This is a genomic window from Pseudoalteromonas sp. SG43-3 (assembly GCF_014164385.1).
In the GTDB taxonomy this organism is placed as follows: domain Bacteria; phylum Pseudomonadota; class Gammaproteobacteria; order Enterobacterales; family Alteromonadaceae; genus Pseudoalteromonas; species Pseudoalteromonas distincta.
In genome coordinates this window covers 22,863-47,645 of the sequence record NZ_JACJFC010000004.1, presented here as the reverse complement: position 1 = coordinate 47,645, position 24,783 = coordinate 22,863, and the positions used below count along the sequence as shown (strand labels likewise).

The following is a 24,783-nucleotide window of genomic DNA, read 5'->3' as shown; positions in this document are numbered from 1 at the left end:
ATGAGCAAAGTAAATCCTATCAAAATCTATTTTTTAGATAACTTTGACTCATTTACATACAACCTTGTTGATGAGCTGACGATGCTTGGCTGCGAACTGGTTGTTTACAGAAACAACATTAGCGCTGAGGTTATTTTTAATAAAATGCGCCAAGAGCAAGGACAAGTACTATTAGTACTTTCCCCAGGTCCTGGCACACCAAGCGATGCAGGCTGTTTAATGGAGCTTATTGAGCTCTCTAAAGGCCACTTCCCAATGCTAGGCATTTGTTTAGGCCAACAAGCGTTAACACAAAGCTATGGCGGAGTAATCGGTCACGCGGGTGAAACCGTACATGGTAAGTCTTCAATTATTAATTTAGGCGAACATCCTGTATTTGATGGTATGGGCAATACAATGCCTGTAGCACGTTACCATTCATTAATGGCAACAAAAGTGCCTGGTAATATAAAGGTTATTGCCCAGTATGAAGATATCCCTATGGCTATTTATCATCATGATGACAATGCATTGGGTTATCAATTTCATCCAGAATCAATACTGACGCCAAACGGCGCAATGCTACTTCAGCAAAGTGTCGCTTACTTAACACGTGCCAAATAATAGAGGACATTATGAGTACACAACCAGAACAACCCATAAATGTTCAACACGCTATTGAACAACTAATTACAGGGCAATCATTAAGCTATGCAGACGCCAAAGCACTGTTTGATGAAATAATGCAAGGTAACATGAGCGAGATTGAGCTAACCGCCCTACTAATAAGCCTTAAAATTAAAGGCGAAGTAAGCGATGAAATAGCAGGTGCTGCAGCCTCAATGCGCGAAAACGCTGTTGCTTTTACTACCAGCAGTACACAACTTGCTGATAGCTGTGGCACTGGCGGCGATGGTTCAAACACAATAAATATAAGCACAACAGCAGCCATAGTTGCCGCTGCTGCCGGCATTAACATGGTAAAACATGGTAATCGCAGTGTATCGAGTAATTCAGGCTCTGCCGACTTACTAAAAGCGCTGGGCATTAATATAGATATGAGCCCAGAGCAGGCAGCAAAATGCCTTGAGCAAACCAATTTTACCTTTTTGTTTGCACCGCACTATCACAGTGGCGTACGCCATGCGATGGGCGTGCGTACAGCGCTTAAAACACGCACTATTTTTAATATTTTAGGCCCGCTTGCTAACCCAGCAGCACCTGATGTGCAATTGTTAGGTGTGTACAACGAAGCGTTATGTATGCCAATGGCACAAACACTTAAAACCCTTGGCACAAAGCGCGCTATGATTGTTCACGGCTCGGGCACTGACGAAATAGCTCTACACGGTCCAACAACGGTAGTTGAGCTGAATAATGGCGAGCTTACACAGTACACACTAAACCCAAGCGACTTTGACCTTGCAAACTATTCACTTGAACAACTCGCTGGTGAAGGCCCACAATACAACGCAAATGCTAGCCTTGCCATCTTACAAGGCAAAGGCAAAGGCACAGATGCACATAATGCTGCCATTGTGGTTAACGTAGCTGCCCTTTTATACCTAACAGGTAAAGCAGAAACGTTAAAAGAAGGGGCAAAGCAAGTACAAACATTATTAAGTTCAGGGCAAGCCATGAACACACTAAATGCAATTATTGAGGTAAGTAATGGCTAATGTATTAGACAAAATTGTTGCTGATAAAAAATTAGAACTAATTGAGCGTAAAGCCGCACGCCCGCTTGAAAGCTTTAAACACCTTGCAGTGCCTACAAGCCGTAGTTTTTACAAAGCATTAGCCGCCCCAGGCACACAGTTTATTTTAGAGTGTAAAAAAGCATCGCCTTCAAAAGGGCTAATTAGAGAGCCATTTGATTTAACCGAAATCACATCGGTTTATAAAAAATACGCTACCTGCATGAGCGTGTTAACTGATGCTAAATATTTTCAAGGCAGTTTTGACTATCTTGAATTTGTGCGCAGCCAAGTAGAACAACCGCTTATCTGTAAAGACTTTTTTATAGATGAGTACCAAGTGTATATGGCGCGTATTTATGGCGGTGACGCTATATTACTGATGCTTTCAGTACTCGATGACGAAAGCTATAAAGCACTGCACGCAGTTGCCGATTCTCTGAACATGTCGGTATTAACCGAAGTAAGTAATGAAGAAGAAGTACACCGTGCACTTGCGCTTGATGCACAAATTATTGGTATTAATAACCGTGATTTACGCGATTTAAGCACCGATTTAGCCACTACCGAAAAGCTACGCAAACTTATTCCGGCTGATAAAGTGGTTATTTCGGAATCGGGTATTTACACCCATCAAGACGTAAAACGTTTAGCTCCATTATGCGATGGTTTTTTAATTGGCAGCTCACTTATGGGCGAGCGTGATTTAGAGCAAGCATGTCGCCGTGTTATTTTAGGTGACAATAAAGTATGTGGTTTAACACGTACCAAAGATGCACAAGCGGCATATCAAAACGGTGCTATTTACGGGGGTTTAATTTTTCATCCTAAATCGCCACGCTATGTTGATTTAGATTGCGCAAAAGAGCTTAGCCAAAGTGCCCCGCTTAATTTTGTGGGTGTGTTTGTAGATGCCCCAATTGATCAAGTTGCTCAATACGCAAGTGTGCTAAAATTGGCGGCAGTTCAATTACATGGTCAAGAAAGTGACGATTACATCGCTCAGTTGCGTACACAGTTACCTACCGGCTGCGAGATTTGGAAAGCCCAAGCAATAAAAGATGCATTGCCAACGCCTGTAAATGGCGTTGACCGACACCTTTACGATACACACAGCGATACACAAGCTGGCGGTACTGGTAAAGCATTTGATTGGTCGGTGCTTCATGATGCAACCACTCCGTTTATGCTCGCTGGAGGCTTAAATCCAGACAATATTAAAGATGCGCTTTTTAAAGGTGCCTTAGGCCTTGATTTAAACTCAGGCGTTGAAGAATCTGCGGGTAAAAAGTGCCCTAACAAATTACATAATGCTTTTACAAGCATCAGAAATTATTGAGGTTAAAATGCAAAATCCAGCTTATTTTGGCGAGTTTGGCGGTATGTTTGTACCCGAGTTACTTGTCCCTGCGCTTAAGCAGTTAGAAAACGAATTTAACAAAGCACAAAAAGATCCTGAGTTTCAGGCTGAGCTAAGTAAATTATTAAACGAGTATGCGGGTCGTCCTACCCCACTTACTTTAACGCGCAATTTAGTTAAAAACCCAAAAGTAAAACTGTATCTAAAGCGTGAAGACTTATTACACGGCGGCGCACATAAAACCAACCAAGTACTTGGCCAAGCGTTACTTACTAAGCGCATGGGTAAAAAACAAGTAATTGCTGAAACAGGTGCCGGTCAACACGGTGTTGCAACCGCGCTTGCATGTGCATTACTGGGTTTAAAATGTCGAATTTATATGGGCGCAAAAGACGTTGAACGTCAGCAACCAAACGTATTTAGAATGAAGTTAATGGGCGCAGAGGTTATTCCGGTAACAGCGGGTTCTGGCACATTAAAAGATGCAGTAAATGAAGCCCTGCGTGACTGGTCAGCTAATTATCAAGACGCGCACTACCTACTAGGCACAGCTGCGGGTCCTCACCCATTCCCAACAATTGTACGTGAGTATCAAAAAGTTATTGGTGAAGAAGCTAAACAACAAGTACTTAAAGCCGAAGGTCGTTTACCTGACGCTGTAATTGCCTGTGTTGGTGGTGGTTCAAACGCAATTGGTATGTTCACCGACTTTATTGACGAGCCAGGCGTTAAATTAATTGGTGTTGAGCCTGCTGGGAAAGGGCTTGATACAAATGAGCACGGTGCAACAATTTGTAAAGGCACTAAAGGTATATTACACGGTACTTACACGTACATTATGCAAAACGACGATGGCCAAATTGAAGAGTCTTACTCTGTATCAGCGGGTCTTGATTACCCTGCGGTTGGTCCTCAGCACGCATTTTTACACGAAACCGGTCGAGCGCAATACGTGGGTATCACTGATACAGAAGCGCTTGATGCGTTTCAATCACTTGCTAAAAACGAAGGGATCATTCCGGCGCTTGAATCAAGTCATGCGCTTGCTTATGCACTTAAGTATGCAGAAGAGCAAACCGAGGAAAGCGTTTTAGTTATTAATTTAAGTGGTCGTGGCGATAAAGATTTAGCACACGTTCACAATGTACTATCTGAAAGAGGTCAGCTATGAGCCAAGTAAAAACGGATCGTTACGGCAAAATGTTTGCAGCGCTTAACGAGAAAAAACAAGGTGCGTTTGTACCATTTGTAACAATTGGCGACCCAGGTAAAGAGCAAAGTGTTGCGATTATTAAAAGCCTAATTGACGGCGGCGCTGATGCACTTGAGCTTGGTATTCCGTTTTCTGACCCGATTGCGGATGGCCCTGTAATTCAAAAAGCAAATATTCGCGCACTTGATGTGCACATTAACACGCAAGATTGCTTTGATGTTATTAAAGAGATACGCGAGTATAACGCCGATATTCCAATTGGATTATTGCTTTACTCAAACCTTGTTTTTAAGCGCGGCATAGAAGCATTTTATAAAGATGCAAAAGCGGTAGGTGTAGACTCTATTTTAGTGGCTGACGTGCCTCTGCATGAATCTAAAATATTTAGAAAGTCGGCAATGGATAACGGTGTAGACCCAATTTTTATTGCAACTCCTAATGCGGATGACGACACACTTCGCCAATGCGCCTCTTACGGTCGTGGTTATACGTATTTACTATCGCGCGCTGGTGTTACCGGTACCGATACTAAAGCACAAATGCCAGCGGGTAATATTGTTACTAAATTAAAAGAATACCATGCAGCTCCTGCTCTTTTAGGATTTGGTATTTCAACGCCAGATGATGTAAAAGCGGCTCTTAATGCAGGCGCAGCAGGTGCTATTTCAGGCTCTGCTGTAGTTAAAATTATTGAAGCTAACCTTAACGATTTAGACGCAATGACAACGCAGTTAAAAGCATTTGTTAGTGAAATGAAAGCCGCAACCGCATTATAAAAAGTGTAAATTTACGCATTAAAAAAGGGCAATTAAATGCCCTTTTTTGTTTTTTAAAAGCAAATTAGTGAGCTTGGTGTTTACCCTCTAAAATCTCTTCAATAAATTTAGCATTAAATGCTTCTAAATCAGCTGGGCTTCGGCTTGTTACCAAACCTTGGTCTACACATACTTCTTGATCAACCCAATTAGCACCTGCATTAATTAAATCGCTTTTAATACTAGGAAAAGAAGTAATGGTACGGTCGCGCAATTTATTAATTTCTGCTAATAACCACGGTGCGTGGCAAATAGCAGCAACGGGTTTGTTTTTTTCTGCGCCAAAAAAGCCATCAATAAATGCTTTAGCATCTTTATCTTGGCGTAAACTGTCTGGATTAAATAAACCACCAGGAAGCATAAGCGCGTCGTAATCAGCAGGATCCGCGTTTGTAACTAGTTTATCTACTGTTACTTTATCGCCCCACTTGTCTTCATCCCAGCCAGTAATTGGGCCTTCTTTAATTGATACTATTTCGATGTTTGCACCAGCATCAAGTAATGCGCTGCGTGGAGATAAAAGCTCACTTTGCTCAAACCCATCAGTGGCTAAAATTGCGATTTTTTTGCCTTGTAAACGTGTGCTTGTTTGTAATGTACTCATTGAGATCTCCTTATTTTCTTAAAAGGTATATTTAAAATACACAATCAAAAAAGCACGATGCGTGCCGACAACAAGCAATTGAAAATAAAGGAGTTAATTTAAGTAGGATTTATAATGCCATGTAAATCATTTAGAAGGGATGAAAAAACTACATAGATCAGACATAGCTTTGCTACTTGGTGATTTAAATACAGAAGCTTCGCTTCTCGCGTGAGCAAGCCCAACGCCTACAACTAACGCTCGCCATTATGTTTATTTTGTAGACGCACAACTTGTTGGCGTGATGGGTAAAGCCCATAATTTTATGTTTAATAACTCCACGCAAAGCTCAATCAACGACCAAGCTAAGTAATGCTATTTAAAGCAGATCTTTTAACGCCTTAGCAGGTTTAAAAACCGCTTTATTTGCGCCTTCTATTTCAATTGCAGCCCCTGTTTGTGGGTTACGCCCAGTACGCGCTGGGTAATAACTTAGTGCAAAGGTACCAAAGCCATTAATTTGAACTTGATCGCCCTCAGAAAGCGATTTAGTAATGACTTTTTGCAAGCTTGAAAGTGCCGCTTGAGAATCTTTTTTTGTTAATTCACTTTTGTGTGCAATGGCAGCAACGAGTTCTGCTTTATTCATTTTAGGCTCCTAAATACACGCCAAATCAGTGTTGGTTAAGCGTGGGAATATGATGATATGAAAAATACCAAACCAAATTGGTAATAAAGCCACGCAGGCTAAGGGTTACAGGGCAACAAGTCAACCTTGTAGTTGCTAAGCTTTATGTGGTAAAAAGCCTTTGACTCTTTTTTGTATAATTTAGGTAGTATATGCACGCATTAATTGAATACATTCCACTCATACTGTTTTTTGCAGTGTTTAAACTCGTCGATATTTATTGGGCAACCGGTTTATTAATGGCCACTACGCTTATTCAAGTTGCTTATAGCTACTTTAAACATGGCAATGTACCTACTCGTCATTGGATATTTTTTGGCATTGCTGCCGTGTTTGGTACGCTAACGCTGGTACTTCATGATGAGCAATACATTAAATGGAAAGCAACACTGATATATGCAGGTTTAAGTTTAACGTTACTTGTTAGCCGTTATGTACTTAATAAAAATCTCGTTAAAAAAGCGCTTAGCTCAATCCTCGAAAACGCTAATGATACAAAACAAGCCATTGTTGTCCCAGAACCATTATGGGATAAGCTTAACTTAATGTGGGTTGTTATAACTGCTGGTATAGCGGCACTAAACATTTATATTGCATACAATTTTTCGCTCGATTTTTGGGTTAACTTTAAAGTGTTTGGTTTAATGGGTATTACTTTTGTAAGCATTTTTGCCACCATTATTGCCTTGTACAAATACCTCCCTGATGAAGAGGAAACAGCAAAGTAAGCCCCCTCGTCATAAAAGTGTCGTCTTAGCTTGTTAGCTTATTAAAAAAAGCAAGTTGAGACGACCTTGAACGCTAACCAATACCGCTGGTTTGAATTTACCCTCATTTTTATATTGCTGCCCTTGTTGGGTTTTGGATTACGCGAGCATTTAGCTAATTGGCTTATCCCTGCGCTTATTATACTTATGAGTGTGTGTTGTATGTTGCTACTAGGCGATCCCCATTTTAAACGGTTTAGACTCACAAGCCTTGGGCAATTTTCTGCTGTTAAAAGGCGTGTGTTTAGCTTCTTTTTTTTAGGTGCGCTGTTTTCGGGTATGTTTTACGGGATTATTCATCAAGGAAACTGGTTTACCCTTCCCCGTAACTCATTTAATGATTGGCTTTTACTATTGGTGCTGTATCCAATACTGTCGGTTATTCCTCAAGAATTAATATTCAGAACGTATTTTTTTCATCGTTATAAACGCATCATGCCAAAAAAAGCAGTGCGTATTGTAGTCAGTGCGAGTGTATTTGCGCTGGCGCATATTGTGTATGCAAATTGGATTGCAGTAGCCTTAGCCTTTTTGGGCGGTTTACTGTTTGCGTATACCTACGCACAAAGCCGCTCAACGGTCGTGTGTGTTATTGAACACAGCTTATGGGGGCTATGGATGTTTACACTCGGGATTGGCAGCTACCTCGATTCAGGCGCATTTAACTAATATAACAAACATTAAAAAATCCGATACTAGAAAACTAATATCGGATTTCGAATAGTTATAAAAACACTTCACTCATCGCAAAAAACGCTGAGCTGTAAGGCATATGCTGAGTTTTTAAATATTTAATCTAATGGTTAAAATAACGACTCAAACTCACCATTTGGAAATAAAACACCAGGAATACCACGCACTGCAGTAACATCAGCTAGTTTAGTATCTCCAAAATATAAACCGCCACTGTAATTACGGCCCTTTTGCTTTACATCTAACCAACGTCCATTTTCGCCTTTCGCTATTAGATTAATGTTGCCACTAACATCACGAATACGTAAATCTAACGCACGATTTTTTATGCTAACAAATATATCTGTAGAGGTAAGTTCTGATAAGTTTTCAACATCGCCCACGTAAGCAAACTTAAAATCGCTTGCACCACTTAAAGGAAAATCTAATTCAAAAGTAAATGCTAAATCGTCATTATCTTCACCAACAAAAGGCGAAGCCTCTACTGCTGTGATATGAAATGCAGTGTTTTGAATGTCGCTTACGTAATCACCATTAAAATCAAAAGTAGATAACGTGGTTGACTCCTCACCTAGTGAATTAACAAAACGATTTAAGTTTACTGATAAATCACCTTCGAGTTTACCCGCGGCTTTATTGATAATTACGTTGGTGGTTACCTGTGTAATACCCGTATCGACTTCTGGGTTTAATTCACTTTGAGCATCTATGCCATCAAACTCAATCAGCAACTCACTTACATCCACACTTAATACCGTAGTACCATTTGTGACCGTTGCGCTCATTACACCTTCGATTTTATTACCTAATACACCACTTACTCTGAAAGTTGGAATTGATAAATCAATGGTTATAGGTAACTCATCATATGTGCCAGTAATAGCCCAAGTATAAGGTGATTGGTTGTAATCAATATCTAAATCACGAAGCTTATATTGCCCTGATGGTGTAGAGCCATCAGCTAGTGGTGAATAATTTGTGATAACTTCGTTTAAAGCATTACTAAGTGCATCAAGGGTTCTTTGTGTATCTTCATCAAACGCACCTTCAAGCTCAGTAAATTTTGCGTCTAATTCATCTGAATAGCTTTTTTCTTGAAGTCTTGCAACACCAATTATATTTCGCGTATCAACAAGTAACTCTCTTGAGTCTAAGCTTTGCACTTCTGCTGAGCGAGCCTGCCAATTTGCAAATGTAGTTACACTTGCAATCGTTTGCTTAACTTGACCAGCTACATTTTTCAGCAAAGCATTACCTTGGTCGCTAAATAAGTTGTCTGTAACATACTGCGCTGCTAAGTCGCTGTAATCTTGCCATGCTTGCTGGTCAGTCTCCAAGTTAGTAAATGCATTAAAAGCACTTTCAACACTAAACGAACTATTAGCAACACCAGCTAAAATTGCCGCGTAGGTGAAGGCATTTGTCACCATTTCTGCTTCAACACTTGCATTTAAATTACTGTGCGTTAAATGATAAAAAGGCGTGGCTGATAAACTCGCCTGTGTAGCACTAAAGCCTTCTTCTGTAATTGCTTTACTCAATGGCGATAAATAAACCTTATTTACACCCGGTGCACTAAATGCATCCGCTTTGTAATTAAGGGTAACGGTTGTCAATTCTTGGTAGTCGATTAACCGGTTTGCGTTTAAGTCATTTACATCACCACGCACAGTTCTGCCACACCCTGTAAATCTCGGACAAGGTAGAGCTGTATCGCTAGGTATAAACTCAAAACTATTAAAAGTAAGTGGAGTTACATTTACACTCGCAGTATTGATATTTTCGACTTCAATAGATTCTTGCACCACCCCATCGCTATCTAAAACATTAAGCGTGCCCTGTGGTGATTGCCAATTAGATACATAAAAACTCACAGAAGAAGATGTAGCAATTTCACTCACTGCAACAGATTCTGAACTGTCACTGTCTGATGAAGAACCACAACCTGCCAATGCAATAGCGACCCCTAAAGGTATAATTTGTTTTAACATCTTCATTCCTTAAAACTTAATGTTCACGTACCAATTCACATTCGCATAATAGGCTTTATCTAAATCTAGGCTATCAGTTTGTAAATTAAGACCAAAATATTCGTTTTCTATACCAACTAAAAATGCTTCGCTTTTTGTTTCGTAGCCTGCTTGTACTCGCCAATGATCCCAAAAGTGAATACGGCCTTTTAATTGGCTAAACGTGTCTTTATCGTAACGTTTTAAAGTTAACTGAGTCGAAAATCGGTCGTTTATTCTGTAATCGGCAAATGCTTGTAGTCGCATTTCCATTTCGAAATCATGAGATACCGTATTTCCAAATGCAGATGTTTTTAATGAAACTGTTGGCTGAGTAATAATATCGCCGTTATCATCTTCGCTAAATGGAATTTCAGTCGTTTGACCCTTTACAGAGCCGCTGTCTTCGTACTGTGTTTTATAGAGCAAATCTTTTACGCTAAAACCAACTTTAAGCTCATCATTTACTTGCCAATCGGCAAAAATATCTAGGCTATAGCCTAGCCCTTCAGGCTTTTGTGAAGGTGTAAATTCTTTAAATAAAATATCTTTTGAAAAGTTGTAATCGACAGTTACAGCACCTTCAACTTCATCACTAAAAATCTCACCATTTACAGTGGCATCTTGATAGTGTGAGCTGGCAAAAACAGAAAGCTTAGGTGTTATTGTTAATGCATTTTTATCTAAAAATTTAAAATCATAAGATACGAATACACCATTAGACGTTGCTTGTTTAGCATCGAGGTAATAGGTATAAAATCTATCTTCAAACTCTAAATCATTCTTTTCGGTATGAGTATATTTAGCTGTATCAGGATCAAAGTTAAGAACATAGTCATAACGACTTTGTAAACCCACTTTAAAATTACCGTAGCCAACACCCACTTCAAAAATATTATAGGTAAATGCACTGTCACCCGATTTTAATGGTGCATCAAAATCATCTACAAAGGCTTGTACTGGTTGTGCTTCAGTATAAATTTCTGCGTCAAAATGAGTAAATATTTGAAATTGGTTATCTGCGGAAGCAAGAGGAGAAATAAAAGCTGTTGAAAATCCTAACAAGAGAATTTTTTTTTTCATAATTTAATCGCTTTCTATAAAAAAAGGGAAAAGCGCTGCTTTCCCCTTTTATAGTTTAAATATTACTTAGATGAATCAATTAAATCAACATCAGTGTAAGGCACTACATCACCATCTATGTAAGTGATAGATACACCGTTAGTAACTTTAGAAGCAGTACCAAATGACATCATTTCGCCATTGTACATAGCTTTAACATCACCAGTGTAACCTGTAGATTCCATACCAGTTAGAGATAATGTGTAACCCATTGCTGCGTCACCTTTAACCATAACTTCTAATGTACTTTCATCTTCATCACCACTACTGTCAACCATACCCATTACTTTAAAGTCTAAGTCGCCAGACATACCTTCAAGTGTAATACTTGAAGAATCTGATTCTTCAGTTGCAGTAAGGTTTAGCATACCAGTGAAACCAGAATCACCGTCCATAATTTCAACATGGTTCCAAGCTTCAGTGTTAACGATTTCAGCGTCATCAACTGTGTTTTTATCAACTGCACCATCAAATGTGAATATTAAACATGAATCAATTTGAGTAGGATCAATAATTGTACCGTCAGCAAACAGTTCACACTCTTCTAGAGCTGCAGTACGACTTTCACCCGTAACAAGTGAAACAGTTTCGTCATTTTCACCCATTAATGTAGCGCCCCAAGCAACTACTAATTGCTCGCCTTGGTAAGAAGCTGAAGCACTGATCATTTCACCGGTGGTTTCGTTCTCTAATTCTAAAACTAACGCATCTAAGTCATAGTTATATGACCAATCAGGTTGACGAGTAGAAGTACCTTCACCTGAGTTACCCATTTCAGCTAATTCATCAATTACGTCAGCAAGAACATCTGCTGCATCGATAACCGCTTGACCGCCAGTGTTAGTAAGGACAGTCATAGTCGATAATGACTCTGATGTAGCTTTAACAGAAGTTAGTACTTCAAGTTTAGCAACCGCCGATTCAGCAACAAGTTGTAGGTTATAAGCTGTTACAAATTGGTCGCTAGCTAGTTCACCTTGAGCTACAGCAGCTGTTTGCATAGCTGTAAGCGCATCAATCATTGCTTGTGCGCCTTCGCCTTCAAGGTCTAGGTAAGCATTAGCAGCAACAAGTGCTTGCTCAATAGCAATTTCAAGTGCATCAACAGCAGCAGCAAAATCAGACGCAGCAGTAACAGCAGTCATAGCAAGCTCAAGAGCTTCAGTTGCGTTTGCGGCTGTATCTACCATTGCACCTTCTGCGTTAGCAAGTGCGCTTGTAGAAGCTGCTTCAGCTGTGTCTGCTGCTGATTTTTTCTCATCAGCGACGTCTGCAGTGTCTTCAGCAACTAGTTTTGCTGCAGCAAGAGCAATATCAAACGTTTCAATCGCTGCTTCTGCTTCCGCTACTAGTGCAGCTAATGCAGCGTCGTATGCAACGGTGTCAGTTACAGCAACACCTGCGTCTGTTTGTAAAGACGTTGCAGAATCAAGAATCTGTTGGTAATCAGAGCTTTGAGTAACTAACGCTTTTGCAGCAGTTACATAACCTTGTGATTTAACAAAAATAGAACCCGCTTTAGCTGTTAAACCAGCAGTAGCAGCTTCATTTTTCAGTAATGTTACAGCGCTTACAAATGCAGCTGCGTTATCAGCTGTAAGAGCATCGCCACCCATTGCTTGAACATCAGCAAGTGAACTTTGAGCTGTTTCAATATCCATTTCTAATGCAGTAAGTGCAGTCTGTGAAGCTGTAACTTCTACTGTTAAAGCAGCTGCTAGAGCTGTATAAAAATCATCTCCAACTGTACACTCTGCACCAGTACAACCAATTACTTCTAGTGCTTTTTTAACTTTTACTGCAGCGGCTGCAAGGCCGGCATCAGTTGCTGCACCATTTTTAACAGCTTTGTCTTTAGCTGCTTTTGCTTTTTTAGCAATACCTACTGAATTAGCGGCAAACGCATCAATTTGTGCTTGTGTTGCATTAGGGTTGTTAATAGAGAATGCCGCTTTTAAAGCGTTTTCAATTGCAGTTTCATCACCCGTTGCTACAGCAACAAAAATGTTTGCAGTATTTGTAATTGCTGTTTGTAACATTGTAGCTATTGCAGCAATGCCAGCGTCAGTATTACCTTTAAACTGGCCTGATTTAATACCAGCTTTAATGCTGCTCATTACATCACCAATTGAAGGTAAACCTTGAATTGAAGATGAAAGCTGTGCAATTGCTAAAATACCGTCAGTAAGTTCTTCTTCGCCATCAACATTGCTTAAATCTACAGCGCCGCCGTTAGATAAATCGCCAATAATAGCAGAAAGTAAAAGTGCTGCGTCTTGACCCATTACTTGTACAACAGTGTTTAAGCTAGCTGTAGCAATAGCGTCTTCATCTACACTTGAACCTGAGTCAAGAAGAAGACCCGCCACTAACGATGTTAAAAAAGTAACATTAGCTTTATAAGAACCTATAACATTATCGTCGCCAGCTGCACCGCTCGCTCCAGATGTATCTGCTTCAACAGCTGGAATAAACTTAACAACAGAAAGCTCTAGGTCAGTTTTGTACCATTCGCCAAACTCAATATCAGTATCGCCATCATTTTCGTCGTCAACTTCTGGCGCTTCATCGTAAGTGCCACAACCTACGTAAGCATCACAACGTAAAAAGCTATCATCGCCTTCTTCAGACGTTTTAACAGTAATGTAAACAGGTCCAGTAAAATCATCATCTAGGTAGATGCTGTAACGACCGTTTTCATCAGTTAGCACTTCAGGGTTAGCGGCAATTTTACTTGCTTCTACCGCTGCATCTGCAGCATCTTGTGATAGTGCTTCTTCAGAAAAAGACTCAGCCTCTGCTGAAGCAGCTGAGCGAAATGCAACAGGAACGCTTTGACCAGATGCATCTAAAGTCATTACAGTTACTACTGCACTTTTCATTGAACCTTTAACTGCTTTACCTGTTACTTCAATGTTAAATTGTGCATCGCCCGTTGCAGTGAAAGATTCTACAGGTGTAACAGGAATATTTCTGTCGTTATCAGAACCACATGCTGTTAAGCCTAATGTAAGTGCAACTGAAGCTGCAATAGGTGTAAATTTGATCGTACGCTTTACCATTTATTTCTCCTTGATAGCCTGGAATGAGTATCAGAAATTAGTTTAGTTGATAGTGATTTATGTAAGCTTTTATATTCAAAAAGCATCAAAAAAGTACACAATCATAACTTTTGTTACTAGAACATTAAAAATACCATTAAGCTATATAGTTATGCTACATATTTATACGTTTTATAGAAGTATTTATCTTTATTCTATGAGCTACTTCTTTATCAGCATCTCTATTATTCAATAACCTATAGACACTCATAAAGAACCAGCACATATTGATACAATATATTCACTTTATTAAATGAATATTACATATAATCTAGTTTGTTAATTATATTCTTCAAGTAAATGCGGTGGATGAGAGCGAAAAAAGACGATAATTCGAAAAATTAATGAAAAAGGATTATTTCTAACGAGTGTGAGTAGGTTTTACTTTAGCTAAGCAAACGTTTATAAAATTTGTTTGCTTAACTAAAATAAATGTTTAGTTGCGTTTAACTTCACCAGTGATTAGTAAGGGACTCTTACAACCCCTTCCATTAATACACGTGCACTTCGGCTCATACTTGCTTTGGTAACTAGCCAGTTGCCAGCATTATTTTTAGCCTCAGCACCTACTTTTAGCGTGCCCGACGGGTGACCAAAGTTAACTTCACTCAATGCACCGCCACCAGCGGCTATATTTACGAGTGTGCCTTCAATTGCTGCGGCAGTGCCAATAGCTACAGCGGCTGTGCCCATCATGGCATGATGCAGTTTACCCATCGACATTGCGCGCACGAGTAAGTTAATGTTGGCAGCCTCAATAAATTTACCGCTAGATGCAGTGTAATCTAAAGGCGCTGCAACAAACGCAACCTTTGGTGTATGTTGGCGAGCTTGCGCTTCATTAATATCAGTGATTAAGCCCATTTTAACGGCGCCATAAGCGCGAATGGTTTCAAGCTTTTTAAGCGCTGCAACATCGTTATTTATATCGTCTTGCAGCTCTGTGCCGGTATAACCAATATCAGCGGCGTTAATAAATACAGTAGGAATACCTGCATTTATCATCGTAGCTTTTAAAGTACCAACACCTGGTACTTCTAAGTCATCAACTACGTTACCTGTTGGGAATAACGCGCCATCGCCATCAGCCGGGTCTATAAATTCAAGTTTTACTTCAGCTGCAGCAAATGTAACGCCATCGAGCTCAAAGTCGCCGGTTTCCTGTACTTCGCCATTGGTCATAGGGACATGCACTAATATGCTTTTATTAATATTAGCCTGCCACACACGCACAATAGCAACACCGTTATTAGGTACTCTGCTTTTATCAACCAAACCATTACTAATAGCAAAAGCCCCCACTGCTGACGTTAAGTTGCCGCAGTTACCGCTCCAATCTACAAAAGGTTTATCTATCGCCACTTGACCAAACAAGTAATCAACATCGTGATCAGCTTGCTCACTTTTACTTAGGATTACGGTTTTACTAGTGCTTGATGTAGCGCCGCCCATTCCATCCGTTTGTTTGGCATACGGATCGGGGCTGCCAATAACACGCAGTAATAAATTGTCGCGCGCCTCGCCTGCTACTTGAGCAGGCTTTGGCAAATCAGTTAAATTAAAAAATACACCTTTACTGGTGCCGCCACGCATATAGGTTGCAGGCACTTTAATTTGCGGTTTAAACATAGTGTTTGCCCTTATGCAGATTGCGTTGCTTCTAAAAAGTCTTGAGCAAAGCGTTGTAACACACCACCAGCCGCGTAAATAGAAAGCTCTTCTTGGGTATCGATACGGCACTTCATAGGCACAGTAAGCACTTCACCGTCTTTACGGGTAATACTTAAATTAACGGTAGCACCTGGTTTTAAATCGCCCGTTACATCGTACGTTTCACTGCCATCCAGCTTTAGGGTTTTACGCGTTGTGCCTGCTTTAAACTCAAGCGGTAAAACCCCCATACCAATTAAGTTAGTACGGTGAATACGCTCAAAGCCCTCAGCTGCGATTACTTCAACGCCTGCAAGCCTTACGCCTTTTGCAGCCCAATCGCGCGACGAACCTTGACCGTAATCGGCACCGGCTACGATAATAAGCGGCTGTTTACGCTCCATGTAGGCTTCGATTGCTTCCCACATACGGGTATTAGTGCCTTGTGGCTCTAGGCGAGCGTAAGAACCTTGTTTAACGTCGCCGTTTTCGTCCAGTACCATTTCATTAAGTAGTTTTGGGTTTGCAAATGTTGCGCGCTGCGCTGTTAAATGATCGCCCCGGTGCGTTGCATACGAGTTGTAGTCTTCCTCTGGCACGTTCATTTTGGTCAGGTATTCGCCAGCAGCACTACTTGCCATAATTGCGTTTGATGGCGATAAATGATCCGTTGTAATGTTATCGCCAAGTACTGCAAGCGCGCGCATACCGGTCATAGTGCGCTCACCCGCAAGTGCACCTTCCCAATAAGGAGGGCGACGAATGTAGGTGCTTTCTGGGCGCCAATCGTAAAGTGGGTCGTTATCTTCACCGTAATCTACGGTTAAATTAAACATCGGCTCGTATACTTTTCTAAATTGCTCAGGCTTAACACTTTGCTTAATAACCGCATCAATCTCTTCATCTGATGGCCATAAATCTTTAAGCGTAATATCGTTGCCTTGTTGATCTTGCCCTAGTATCCCTTTTTCAATATCAAAGCGAATAGTACCTGCAATAGCGTACGCAACAACTAAAGGAGGTGACGCTAAAAATGCTTGCTTAGCATAAGGATGAATGCGCCCATCAAAGTTACGATTGCCAGAAAGTACAGCCGTTGCGTATAAATCACGTTCAATTACTTCTTTTTGAATCTCAGGGTCAAGCGCCCCGCTCATACCGTTACACGTTGTACAAGCAAAACCAACAATGCCAAAGCCAAGTTGCTCAAGCTCTGTTAGTAGGTTTGCATCTTCAAGGTATGATTGCACTGCTTTTGAGCCTGGTGCTAATGAAGTTTTAACCCAAGGTTTGCGCATTAAACCCTTAGCATTTGCGTTACGGGCAAGGAGTGCTGCAGCAATTACATTGCGTGGATTACTGGTATTGGTACAACTAGTAATAGCGGCAATAATACATGCGCCGTCTGGCATTAAGCCTTCTTCATTTTCAACAACGCCCGAAATACCTTCTTTAGCTAAATCGCTTGTCGATACACGGCGGTGCGGATTAGATGGACCTGCAATATTGCGTCCCACGCTTGATAAATCAAACTTAAGTACACGTTCGTATTTTGCGGTTTTTAAGCTATCGCTCCAAAGGCCTGCTGTTTTTGCGTAGTTTTCTACAAGGGCAATTTGTTCTTCTTCACGCCCTGTTAAACGCAAATAATCTATTGTTTTATCATCGATATAAAACATGGCGGCAGTTGCGCCAAATTCAGGCGTCATGTTTGAAATGGTTGCTCTGTCGCCAAGTGTAAGCGCGTCGGCACCTTCACCGTAAAACTCTAAATAAGTAGATACAACACGTTGTTCGCGTAAAAATTCAGTAATGGCCAACACAATATCGGTAGCGGTAATACCGGGTTGGCGCTTACCTGTTAGCTCAACACCAACAATATCAGGCAAGCGAATATATGAAGCACGGCCAAGCATAACGCTTTCAGCTTCAAGCCCGCCTACACCCACAGCAATAACACCTAGCGCATCAACATGTGGCGTGTGGCTGTCGGTGCCAACTAAAGTATCTGGGAATGCAATGCCATCTCGGTTTTGAATAACCGGCGACATTTTTTCAAGGTTAATTTGATGCATAATGCCGTTACCCGGTGGAATAACGTCAATATTTTTAAACGCAGTTTTTGTCCAGTTTATAAAGTGAAAACGGTCATCATTTCGTCTATCTTCAATGGCGCGGTTTTTTTCAAATGCATCAGGATCAAAACCGGCATGCTCTACCGCTAACGAATGATCCACTATTAACTGCGTGGGTACCACAGGGTTCACTTTTGCCGGATCGCCGCCTTTGGCTGCAATTGCATCACGCAAACCTGCTAAATCAACAAGCGCTGTTTGCCCTAAAATATCGTGGCAGACCACGCGCGCCGGATACCACGGAAAATCCAAGTCTTGCTTTCGCTCAATTAGCTGGTTAAGTGCATCGGTTAACATAGCAGGGTCGCATCGGCGTACTAGGTTTTCGGCAAATACACGCGATGTATAAGGTAGAGTGGCGTATGCACCTGGCTTAATTGCATCTACGGCTTCTTGCGTATCGTAATAGTCGATATTTGAGCCAGGTAAAGGTTTACGGTATTGGGTGTTATTAATTATGGTCATGGTAAGAATTCGCTAATTTGGTGACGGTGTTTGCTCACAGCTAGCGTGTTTAATAAAAAGTTTGAGAAAAACTACTCGCTAATGGCTATGTGCAATAAAAAAGTGAGCACATGCGTGCTCACCCATTTTTTTAACGTGACTCTATTGGTGTGTAACTACGTGCATCAGGGCCTGTGTAATCGGCACTTGGGCGAATAATACGGTTGTTAGCGCGCTGCTCTTTTACATGTGCAGTCCAACCAGTAACGCGGCTCATTACAAATATTGGCGTAAATAATTTAGTCGGAATATCCATAAAGTGATAAGCAGATGCATGGAAAAAATCGGCATTACAAAACAGTTTTTTCTCGCGCCACATAATCTCTTCACAACGAACAGACACAGGGTAAAGCACTGTATCGCCTACCTCTGCCGCTAGTTTTTCAGACCATTTTTTAATAATTACATTACGTGGATCAGATTCGCGATAAATCGCATGACCAAAACCCATTATTTTGTCTTTACGTTCAAGCATGCCCATAATTTCTTTCTCAGCATGTTCAGCGCTTGTAAAACCTTGAATCATATCCATTGCCGCTTCGTTAGCACCACCATGTAATGGACCACGCAGCGTACCAATCGCACCAGTTACGCAAGAATGAATATCAGAAAGCGTTGATGCACACACACGCCCTGTAAAAGTAGAGGCGTTAAACTCGTGCTCTGCGTACAAAATTAGTGATACATTCATTACCTGTGCAAACAATTCACTAGGTGCTTTGTCGTGTAATAAATTTAAAAAATGTGCGCCAACTGAGTCGTCATCAGTTTGTGTTTCAATGCGTACGCCATCGTGTGTAAAGCGGTACCAGTAACAAATAATACTTGGGAACACAGCAACCATACGGTCGATTGCATCATTAGCTTGGCTAAAATCAAGTTCCATTTCAAGGTTACCCAACATTGAGCAACCCGTGCGCATTACATCCATTGGGTGCGCGTCTTTAGGAATATTTTCAAGCACGGTTTTAAGCGCATCAGGTAAGCCGCGTAAACTTTTTAGTTTTGCTTTATATTCTGCCAATTCGCTTGTGGTTGGTAACTCACCACGTGAAAGTAAAAAAGACACTTCTTCAAACTGCGCTTTTTCGGCAAGTTCGCTAATATCGTAACCACAATACGTTAAGCCAGAACCACTTTGTCCGACAGTACACAATGCTGTTTGACCAGCCACTTGTCCGCGTAAACCCGCGCCGCCTAATGCTTTATCAACCATGATCTTCTCCTATCTTAAATTTGTGTGATTTTATTTTTTAATAATTATTATTTGTCAGATTTTGATGAAAAAAGGGTGTCGAGTGTGTTCTCGTACGTGTGGTAATCTAAAAAGTCGTAAAGCTCAGAACGCGTTTGCATATTTTCAATTTGGCTTTGTTGCGAGCCTTCATTTAAAATTGCTGAATACACGTTTAGCGCTGCTTTATTCATGGCTCTAAATGCACTGAGTGGGTAAAGCACCATTTCAACGCCTACATCGCTTAGCTGCTCTTTTGTGTAAATAGGTGTTTGGCCAAACTCAGTAATGTTTGCCAAAATTGGAACGTTAATCGCTTTTGCAAATGCTTGGTAATCAGCAAGGTCGTGTACGGCTTCTGCAAAAATAGCGTCAGCACCGGCTTCAACACAGGCAGCTGCACGGTCTATCGCGGCGTTTAAACCTTCTTTTTGAAATGCATCGGTACGAGCCATAATATAAAAATCGCTATCGGTTTTTGCATCAACCGCCGCTTTAATGCGGTCAACCATTTCACCTTGGCTTACAATTTCTTTATTAGGGCGATGACCACAGCGCTTTTGCGCTACTTGGTCTTCTATATGAAAACCCGCCGCACCCGCTTTAGTCATTTCTTTTACTGTGCGTGCAATGTTAAACGCCCCACCCCAACCGGTATCAGCATCAACAAGTAGTGGTAAATCGCTAGCACCTGTAATACGGCGAATATCTTCAAGCACGTTATCAAGGCTCGTCATACCCAAATCAGGCATACCAAACGAGGCGTTTGCAACACCGGCACCTGAGAGGTAAATAGCTTGGTGACCCATTTTTTCAGCCATCATCGCTGTGTAGGCGTTAATAGTACCTACCACTTGTAACGGGCGGTTATTGGCAATAGCGTGTTTAAATTTTAATCCTGCTGACATTACTTTCTCCTCACTTTGAACGGTTGCTACGTGGAGTAACTTATAGTTTTAATCTGTAATTATGACTGTTTAACTGCTTAGCTTTTAGCTTTTAACAGCTTCTTTTTTTGCGACTAATATCAATCTGTATGGGTATGAGGTCTATTTAACGATAAGAAAATCGTTCTGTAACTAGGCAATAATTTTTATGTTTAGTGGTTCTAAATAAAAAATTTTTAACGACGTTACGGAGCGATTTAATCCGTTAAATTGTTCGAATACTCATATTGATTGGTATACATCAAATTTGGTTTGAATATTTGCTTGCGATGCGCTTATATGGCGCTTCATAAGCATTTCGGCCAGCTCGCCATCGTGGTTTTCAATGGCGTTAATAATCGCTAAATGCTCATCAAACGCTTTTGATACACGCGGCCCCACCATGCCCATTTGTACACGATACATGCGTATTAATTGATAAAGCTCATTACACAATAAATGAATTAAATGCGCGTTTTTACTGCCTTGAATAATACGGTAATGAAAATCTAAATCGCCGGCTTCTTGATAATAAGATTCGCCCTCTTTAACACGCTGTGTTTGTAGGTGCTGATTAAGTAATTGCTTTAAGCCTTTTACTTCTTCGGGTTCCATATTGTCGGCAGCAAGCCTACATGCTAAGCCTTCAAGTGAGCTGCGAACTTGATAAACTTCAATCAAACGCTCAGCGGTAAGGGCAACTACTCGGCAACCTACGTTAGCTTTACGCTCAACAAGGTAGCAACTTTCTAGGCGATTTAACGCCTCTCTAAGCGTTGCACGGCTTACACCATAACGTTTTGCAAGTTCAGGCTCTGATATTTTACTGCCTTGAACTATACTGCCTTCAACAATCTCACGGCGCATATCTACAAATACTTGATCTGATGCGGTAGTTATAGGCGCTTCGTTTAAAAATGTGTGTGTCATAAGTTATTTTTTAGATTGTCGACAATTAATGTGGCTACTATGGGCTTATTAAAAAATCATGTCAACCCTTAAACCTATCAAAACGGCTAAAAAACACACTCATTGTCGACACTATTAATCTAAAGTCGTATAAAACACGTTTTAAAATAGGCCAAACCAATAAAGTGTCGACATAGCAATAAATTGGATGTTACGTTTTTAAGCACTGAAAATGCATTATATAAATGCTATCATCGCGCTTTATTTTTATAGTATGAGCTAACGCGTGAACGCCAACACTTTTATTCCTGAGCACTTTATTGACGACGTAAAAACCTATTTACCAGCGCATCTAAACTTAGATGACTTTTTAAATGCGTGTCGCAGGCCCCTCAGAAAATCTATCCGCGTTAATACATTAAAAATTAGCATTGAAGAATTTGTAGAACGTGCCACTGAAAAAAATTGGCTGCTAACCCCAATCCCTTGGTGCAGTGAAGGCTTTTGGTTAGAACGCCCAAGCAATGAAGAACAAAACCTAGCCCTAGGTAATACCGACTTACACCTAAGCGGTGCTATGTACGTACAAGAGGCAAGCTCAATGCTGCCCCCTATGGCATTAAAGCAAAGTATTGAACTCGCAGACTCTCAAAATAATTTCGTGCTTGATATGGCATCAGCACCGGGCTCTAAAACATCGCAGCTTGCAGCACTTATGAATAACCAAGGCGTGCTTGTTGCAAACGAGCTTTCGTCATCGCGCCTAAAAGTACTAAGCGCTACATTAAAACGCATGGGAGTAGGAAACTGTGCGCTCTCGCATTTTGACGGTGTTATATTTGGTAACTACATGTTTGAATGCTTTGATAGCATATTGCTAGACGCGCCATGCTCTGGCGAAGGCACAGTACGTAAAGACGCCGACGCACTTAAAAATTGGTCCATAGAATCAAACATACAAATAGCCCAAGTACAAAAAGACTTAATTAAAAGCGCATTTTACGCATTAAAGCCAGGTGGCACGTTAGTATATTCAACCTGTACACTTACTCCGCTCGAAAACCAGCAAGTATGCGATTATTTACTCAGTGAATTTGGCGACTATATAGAGCCACAATCCCTAAGTGATTTATTTGAAGGTGCAAGCGAAGCCACAACTAATGAGGGCTATTTACATGTATGGCCGCAAACCTTCGATAGCGAAGGCTTTTTTATTGCTAAATTTAAAAAGCACACAAGCAGCAATAACCCAAATCAAACAGTTAAAAAAGGTGCATTCCCATTTAACGAGTTTGATAAAAAACAAAGCGTCGCGTTTATGCAATCGCTTAAAAAACACTTTGGGATAACTACCCTGCCAGGTAATTTAATGCAGCGTGATAAAGAACTATGGTTGTTCCCTGAAGGGTTTGAAGCCGTGCAAAATAAAATTAAGTACGCACGCTTAGGTATTCAAATTGGCATTATTCATAAAAATGGCGTTAGGCTAACGCACGAATTTGCTACTGTATTTGGCAATGAGTGTAAAACTAATATTTACGCATTAAATAACGAGCAAGCAAATGATTATTTTCAAGGTAAAGATATACGCTTAACTGAAGTAACTCAAACAATAGGTGAAGTAGTATTAACGCTGTGTGGTTGCCCTATTGGGCTGGGCAAATGGCAAAAAAATAAGATTAAAAACTCATTACCACGAGATCTAGTGCAAAATACGCAGTTAATAAGCTGGGGTTAAACTAAAGTACAAATTACGCATAATTAATCTAATCCTTTGTTATCAAATGTAACCAGATGGCAAAATTAGTTATGCTTTATTGAGTAACTTTACTACACTTTAAAGTACTTTCTTCTTCTCCCTAATGAACCTAGAAAGTGTTTTAGTTAACGCTAGGCTCAATTTAGAGTCACTTTATAGCCCAGAGGCTTTTAACCTCTGGGCATTTTTATTTGCAGGTTTGTTTGTAAATATAACGTTCTTTAAGTTTTTTGTATGCAGCGCCAAATTGTAGCGACATACACAAGGTAGGTAGTTGATTTAATTGTTTAGCAATAGTGTAAATACGGTTAAATCGATAACCATATTGGGCAGCCATGCTTAAAGAGTTTACGTACAGTGCTTTATACTCTGGAGGTAGGTGCTGCCAATTTGCTAACGAGATTTCTATAATCCCCAAATGCACCTCAAGTTTGTATGGGCCTACTTTTTTAGCCTGATCAATATACTTTAAAACTTGTTTACTTGGCCCTTCTTGGTAACTAGTAACTTTAGCGAGCTCAATCCAGGTTTCAGCCCATGAGCTTCTAATCTGGGTAGAATGAAGTAAAAGCGATTGTATCTCTTTATATTCAGTATTGAGCTTACTTTGCTCAGTTTGATCGGTGTTAGCTAAAGCTAAAAGCTTAATATACGCTAAAAAATGTAAATAATGGGCGTGTTCGGGTTCAAGCTCTATGGCTAACTTAATAGCATTTTGGGCTTTATTGAGCTCATGATTATAAACCTCAGGTACATCAAGGGGTGAGGTGTTACTGAGCTCTTGTACTGTATTTAGTGAGCTAAAATACCAGGCATTAGCGCGCATACTTTGTAAACTAAAATAACAAATAGTGAGTGTCACTATTGCCAAAAGAGCAAGTTGTAACCGTTTAATAACCAGCTTTTCAATCATTAAACAATACCTCAGTTAAACACTTAGGGTTTGTTACAAACAGTGCATGTGATTTAGTTTCACCAAGCATATCGGTTACACGTTTTTTTGCCTTACTTAAAATAGGTGGCCTGCGCTTGACCGAATGAGCGTCAGATGCAATATAACTGACTAAATCGGCTTTAAGCATATGCTCACTAATATACTGAGCTTTCTCTCCCCAAAGGCCTTCAATACTAGACGCTGTTAACTGAAACTCACATCCTAACTGTGTTAGTTTTTCGATGTAAAATAAGTTTGATTGAATATCACGATTTCGCTCTGGATGCGGAATAACCACTTTAATATTTTGTTTAGCAAGCCAGGTAATAAATTTATCGTACCCTTGAGGCACATGTGAATGAGGTAGTTCTAACAATAAATAATTAAAGCCATTTTTTTTGCCAATAAACGGAAGTTTATTAGTTAAAATAAGCGGCATTAACTCAACATCAAGGCGAGCTTCAGCAGCTACTGCAATATTTATATTAATATTTTGAGCTAGGCAAGCTGCTTTTAATTGGGTTAAATCGTTAATAAGTTGAGGAGCCGAATTATTATACCGGCCTAAATGAATATGTGGGGTTGCAACAATATGTGTTATACCGTCGCTTTGCGCCATTTTTAAAAGCGCTAAAGACTCGTTTAAATCTTTAGCGCCATCATCAATACCTGGCAAAATATGTGAATGTATATCAATCACAATTT

The 24,783-nt window shown here is 40.4% G+C and carries 20 protein-coding genes; 8 read left to right on the top strand and 12 right to left on the bottom strand.

Annotated elements, in window-relative coordinates; all coding sequences use genetic code 11:
• Genes H5157_RS04685 through trpA form a run of 5 tightly spaced genes read left to right on the top strand, consistent with a single transcriptional unit; the run spans window position 1 to window position 5,025 of the window.
• Entirely contained in the window at window positions 1-603 is a 603-nt protein-coding gene (locus H5157_RS04685; protein WP_182715310.1) for an aminodeoxychorismate/anthranilate synthase component II, read from the top strand.
• 11 nt (window positions 604-614) lie between these two features.
• Window positions 615-1,658 carry an anthranilate phosphoribosyltransferase gene (gene trpD, locus H5157_RS04680; RefSeq protein WP_182724269.1) on the top strand — a complete coding sequence of 348 codons (1,044 nt, stop codon included), beginning with the start codon at window positions 615-617 and terminating at the stop codon, window positions 1,656-1,658.
• Complete coding sequence (trpCF, locus tag H5157_RS04675) at window positions 1,651-3,015, top strand: bifunctional indole-3-glycerol-phosphate synthase TrpC/phosphoribosylanthranilate isomerase TrpF (protein ID WP_002961581.1); 1,365 nt, start codon at window positions 1,651-1,653, stop codon at window positions 3,013-3,015. Before trpD ends, trpCF begins: the two co-directional genes overlap by 8 nt.
• A 7-nt stretch (window positions 3,016-3,022) precedes the next feature.
• Window positions 3,023-4,207 carry a tryptophan synthase subunit beta gene (gene trpB, locus H5157_RS04670; RefSeq protein WP_002961582.1) on the top strand — a complete coding sequence of 395 codons (1,185 nt, stop codon included), beginning with the start codon at window positions 3,023-3,025 and terminating at the stop codon, window positions 4,205-4,207.
• Window positions 4,204-5,025, top strand: coding sequence for a tryptophan synthase subunit alpha (gene trpA / locus H5157_RS04665; RefSeq protein ID WP_024595006.1), 822 nt, complete (start codon window positions 4,204-4,206; stop codon window positions 5,023-5,025). The genes trpB and trpA overlap by 4 nt, the downstream gene beginning before the upstream one ends.
• 64 nt (window positions 5,026-5,089) lie before the next feature.
• Here the strand turns inward: trpA and H5157_RS04660 are convergent, their stop codons facing one another.
• Both H5157_RS04660 and H5157_RS04655 read right to left on the bottom strand, forming a co-directional pair.
• Window positions 5,090-5,668, bottom strand: a complete 579-nt coding sequence (locus H5157_RS04660; protein WP_182724268.1) for a type 1 glutamine amidotransferase domain-containing protein — start codon at window positions 5,666-5,668, stop codon at window positions 5,090-5,092.
• Window positions 5,669-6,026: 358 nt separating this feature from the next.
• Entirely contained in the window at window positions 6,027-6,296 is a 270-nt protein-coding gene (locus H5157_RS04655; RefSeq protein WP_007375441.1) for an HU family DNA-binding protein, read from the bottom strand.
• 191 nt (window positions 6,297-6,487) lie between these two features.
• Here H5157_RS04655 and H5157_RS04650 point away from each other — a divergent pair, with 191 nt between their 5' ends.
• The gene (locus H5157_RS04650; protein ID WP_033028426.1) at window positions 6,488-7,063 is read left to right on the top strand and encodes an inner membrane-spanning protein YciB; all 576 of its coding nucleotides are present in this window, start codon (window positions 6,488-6,490) and stop codon (window positions 7,061-7,063) included.
• 66 nt (window positions 7,064-7,129) lie between these two features.
• Window positions 7,130-7,771, top strand: coding sequence for a CPBP family intramembrane glutamic endopeptidase (locus tag H5157_RS04645; protein ID WP_002961594.1), 642 nt, complete (start codon window positions 7,130-7,132; stop codon window positions 7,769-7,771).
• Between the two features lie 134 nt (window positions 7,772-7,905).
• Here the strand turns inward: H5157_RS04645 and H5157_RS04640 are convergent, their stop codons facing one another.
• From H5157_RS04640 to H5157_RS04605, 8 genes are all read right to left on the bottom strand, one after another.
• Window positions 7,906-9,786, bottom strand: coding sequence for a hypothetical protein (locus H5157_RS04640; protein WP_182724267.1), 1,881 nt, complete (start codon window positions 9,784-9,786; stop codon window positions 7,906-7,908).
• Between the two features lie 9 nt (window positions 9,787-9,795).
• A complete protein-coding gene (locus H5157_RS04635; RefSeq protein WP_039489982.1) occupies window positions 9,796-10,887 on the bottom strand; it encodes a hypothetical protein in 1,092 nt (363 codons plus the stop codon).
• A 62-nt stretch (window positions 10,888-10,949) separates the two neighbouring features.
• Complete coding sequence (locus H5157_RS04630; RefSeq protein WP_182724266.1) at window positions 10,950-13,988, bottom strand: hypothetical protein; 3,039 nt, start codon at window positions 13,986-13,988, stop codon at window positions 10,950-10,952.
• Window positions 13,989-14,489: 501 nt separating this feature from the next.
• Window positions 14,490-15,656 (bottom strand): 2-methylaconitate cis-trans isomerase PrpF, encoded by a 1,167-nt coding sequence (prpF, locus tag H5157_RS04625; protein WP_182724265.1) that lies wholly within the window; start codon window positions 15,654-15,656, stop codon window positions 14,490-14,492.
• Between the two features lie 11 nt (window positions 15,657-15,667).
• Window positions 15,668-18,277, bottom strand: coding sequence for a Fe/S-dependent 2-methylisocitrate dehydratase AcnD (gene acnD, locus H5157_RS04620; RefSeq protein WP_182724264.1), 2,610 nt, complete (start codon window positions 18,275-18,277; stop codon window positions 15,668-15,670).
• A gap of 130 nt (window positions 18,278-18,407) precedes the next feature.
• Window positions 18,408-19,532 carry a 2-methylcitrate synthase gene (gene prpC / locus H5157_RS04615; protein ID WP_002961600.1) on the bottom strand — a complete coding sequence of 375 codons (1,125 nt, stop codon included), beginning with the start codon at window positions 19,530-19,532 and terminating at the stop codon, window positions 18,408-18,410.
• 47 nt (window positions 19,533-19,579) lie between these two features.
• A complete protein-coding gene (prpB, locus tag H5157_RS04610; RefSeq protein WP_002962361.1) occupies window positions 19,580-20,458 on the bottom strand; it encodes a methylisocitrate lyase in 879 nt (292 codons plus the stop codon).
• Between the two features lie 261 nt (window positions 20,459-20,719).
• On the bottom strand, window positions 20,720-21,406 hold the full coding sequence (locus H5157_RS04605) for a GntR family transcriptional regulator (RefSeq protein ID WP_007582477.1): 687 nt from the start codon (window positions 21,404-21,406) through the stop codon (window positions 20,720-20,722).
• Between the two features lie 265 nt (window positions 21,407-21,671).
• Between H5157_RS04605 and rsmF the strand changes: the two genes are divergently transcribed.
• Window positions 21,672-23,123 carry a 16S rRNA (cytosine(1407)-C(5))-methyltransferase RsmF gene (rsmF, locus tag H5157_RS04600; RefSeq protein WP_182724263.1) on the top strand — a complete coding sequence of 484 codons (1,452 nt, stop codon included), beginning with the start codon at window positions 21,672-21,674 and terminating at the stop codon, window positions 23,121-23,123.
• A 208-nt stretch (window positions 23,124-23,331) separates the two neighbouring features.
• On the opposite strand, the gene H5157_RS04595 is transcribed toward rsmF, so the two are convergent.
• A complete protein-coding gene (locus tag H5157_RS04595; RefSeq protein WP_182724262.1) occupies window positions 23,332-24,057 on the bottom strand; it encodes a VpsP family polysaccharide biosynthesis protein in 726 nt (241 codons plus the stop codon).
• Window positions 24,050-24,778, bottom strand: a complete 729-nt coding sequence (locus H5157_RS04590) for a tyrosine-protein phosphatase (RefSeq protein WP_182724261.1) — start codon at window positions 24,776-24,778, stop codon at window positions 24,050-24,052. Before H5157_RS04590 ends, H5157_RS04595 begins: the two co-directional genes overlap by 8 nt.
• Between the last annotated feature and the right edge of the window lie 5 nt (window positions 24,779-24,783).

What these genes read in the sequence shown, in the direction of transcription:
- H5157_RS04685 (WP_182715310.1), top strand. Translation starts at nt 1, where the DNA reads ATGAGCAAAGTAAATCCTATCAAAATCTATTTTTTAGATAACTTTGAC.
- trpD (WP_182724269.1), top strand. Translation starts at nt 615, where the DNA reads ATGAGTACACAACCAGAACAACCCATAAATGTTCAACACGCTATTGAA.
- trpCF (WP_002961581.1), top strand. Translation starts at nt 1,651, where the DNA reads ATGGCTAATGTATTAGACAAAATTGTTGCTGATAAAAAATTAGAACTA.
- trpB (WP_002961582.1), top strand. Translation starts at nt 3,023, where the DNA reads ATGCAAAATCCAGCTTATTTTGGCGAGTTTGGCGGTATGTTTGTACCC.
- trpA (WP_024595006.1), top strand. Translation starts at nt 4,204, where the DNA reads ATGAGCCAAGTAAAAACGGATCGTTACGGCAAAATGTTTGCAGCGCTT.
- H5157_RS04660 (WP_182724268.1), bottom strand. Translation starts at nt 5,668, where the DNA reads ATGAGTACATTACAAACAAGCACACGTTTACAAGGCAAAAAAATCGCA.
- H5157_RS04655 (WP_007375441.1), bottom strand. Translation starts at nt 6,296, where the DNA reads ATGAATAAAGCAGAACTCGTTGCTGCCATTGCACACAAAAGTGAATTA.
- H5157_RS04650 (WP_033028426.1), top strand. Translation starts at nt 6,488, where the DNA reads ATGCACGCATTAATTGAATACATTCCACTCATACTGTTTTTTGCAGTG.
- H5157_RS04640 (WP_182724267.1), bottom strand. Translation starts at nt 9,786, where the DNA reads ATGTTAAAACAAATTATACCTTTAGGGGTCGCTATTGCATTGGCAGGT.
- H5157_RS04635 (WP_039489982.1), bottom strand. Translation starts at nt 10,887, where the DNA reads ATGAAAAAAAAAATTCTCTTGTTAGGATTTTCAACAGCTTTTATTTCT.
- H5157_RS04630 (WP_182724266.1), bottom strand. Translation starts at nt 13,988, where the DNA reads ATGGTAAAGCGTACGATCAAATTTACACCTATTGCAGCTTCAGTTGCA.
- prpF (WP_182724265.1), bottom strand. Translation starts at nt 15,656, where the DNA reads ATGTTTAAACCGCAAATTAAAGTGCCTGCAACCTATATGCGTGGCGGC.
- acnD (WP_182724264.1), bottom strand. Translation starts at nt 18,277, where the DNA reads ATGACCATAATTAATAACACCCAATACCGTAAACCTTTACCTGGCTCA.
- prpC (WP_002961600.1), bottom strand. Translation starts at nt 19,532, where the DNA reads ATGGTTGATAAAGCATTAGGCGGCGCGGGTTTACGCGGACAAGTGGCT.
- prpB (WP_002962361.1), bottom strand. Translation starts at nt 20,458, where the DNA reads ATGTCAGCAGGATTAAAATTTAAACACGCTATTGCCAATAACCGCCCG.
- H5157_RS04605 (WP_007582477.1), bottom strand. Translation starts at nt 21,406, where the DNA reads ATGACACACACATTTTTAAACGAAGCGCCTATAACTACCGCATCAGAT.
- H5157_RS04595 (WP_182724262.1), bottom strand. Translation starts at nt 24,057, where the DNA reads ATGATTGAAAAGCTGGTTATTAAACGGTTACAACTTGCTCTTTTGGCA.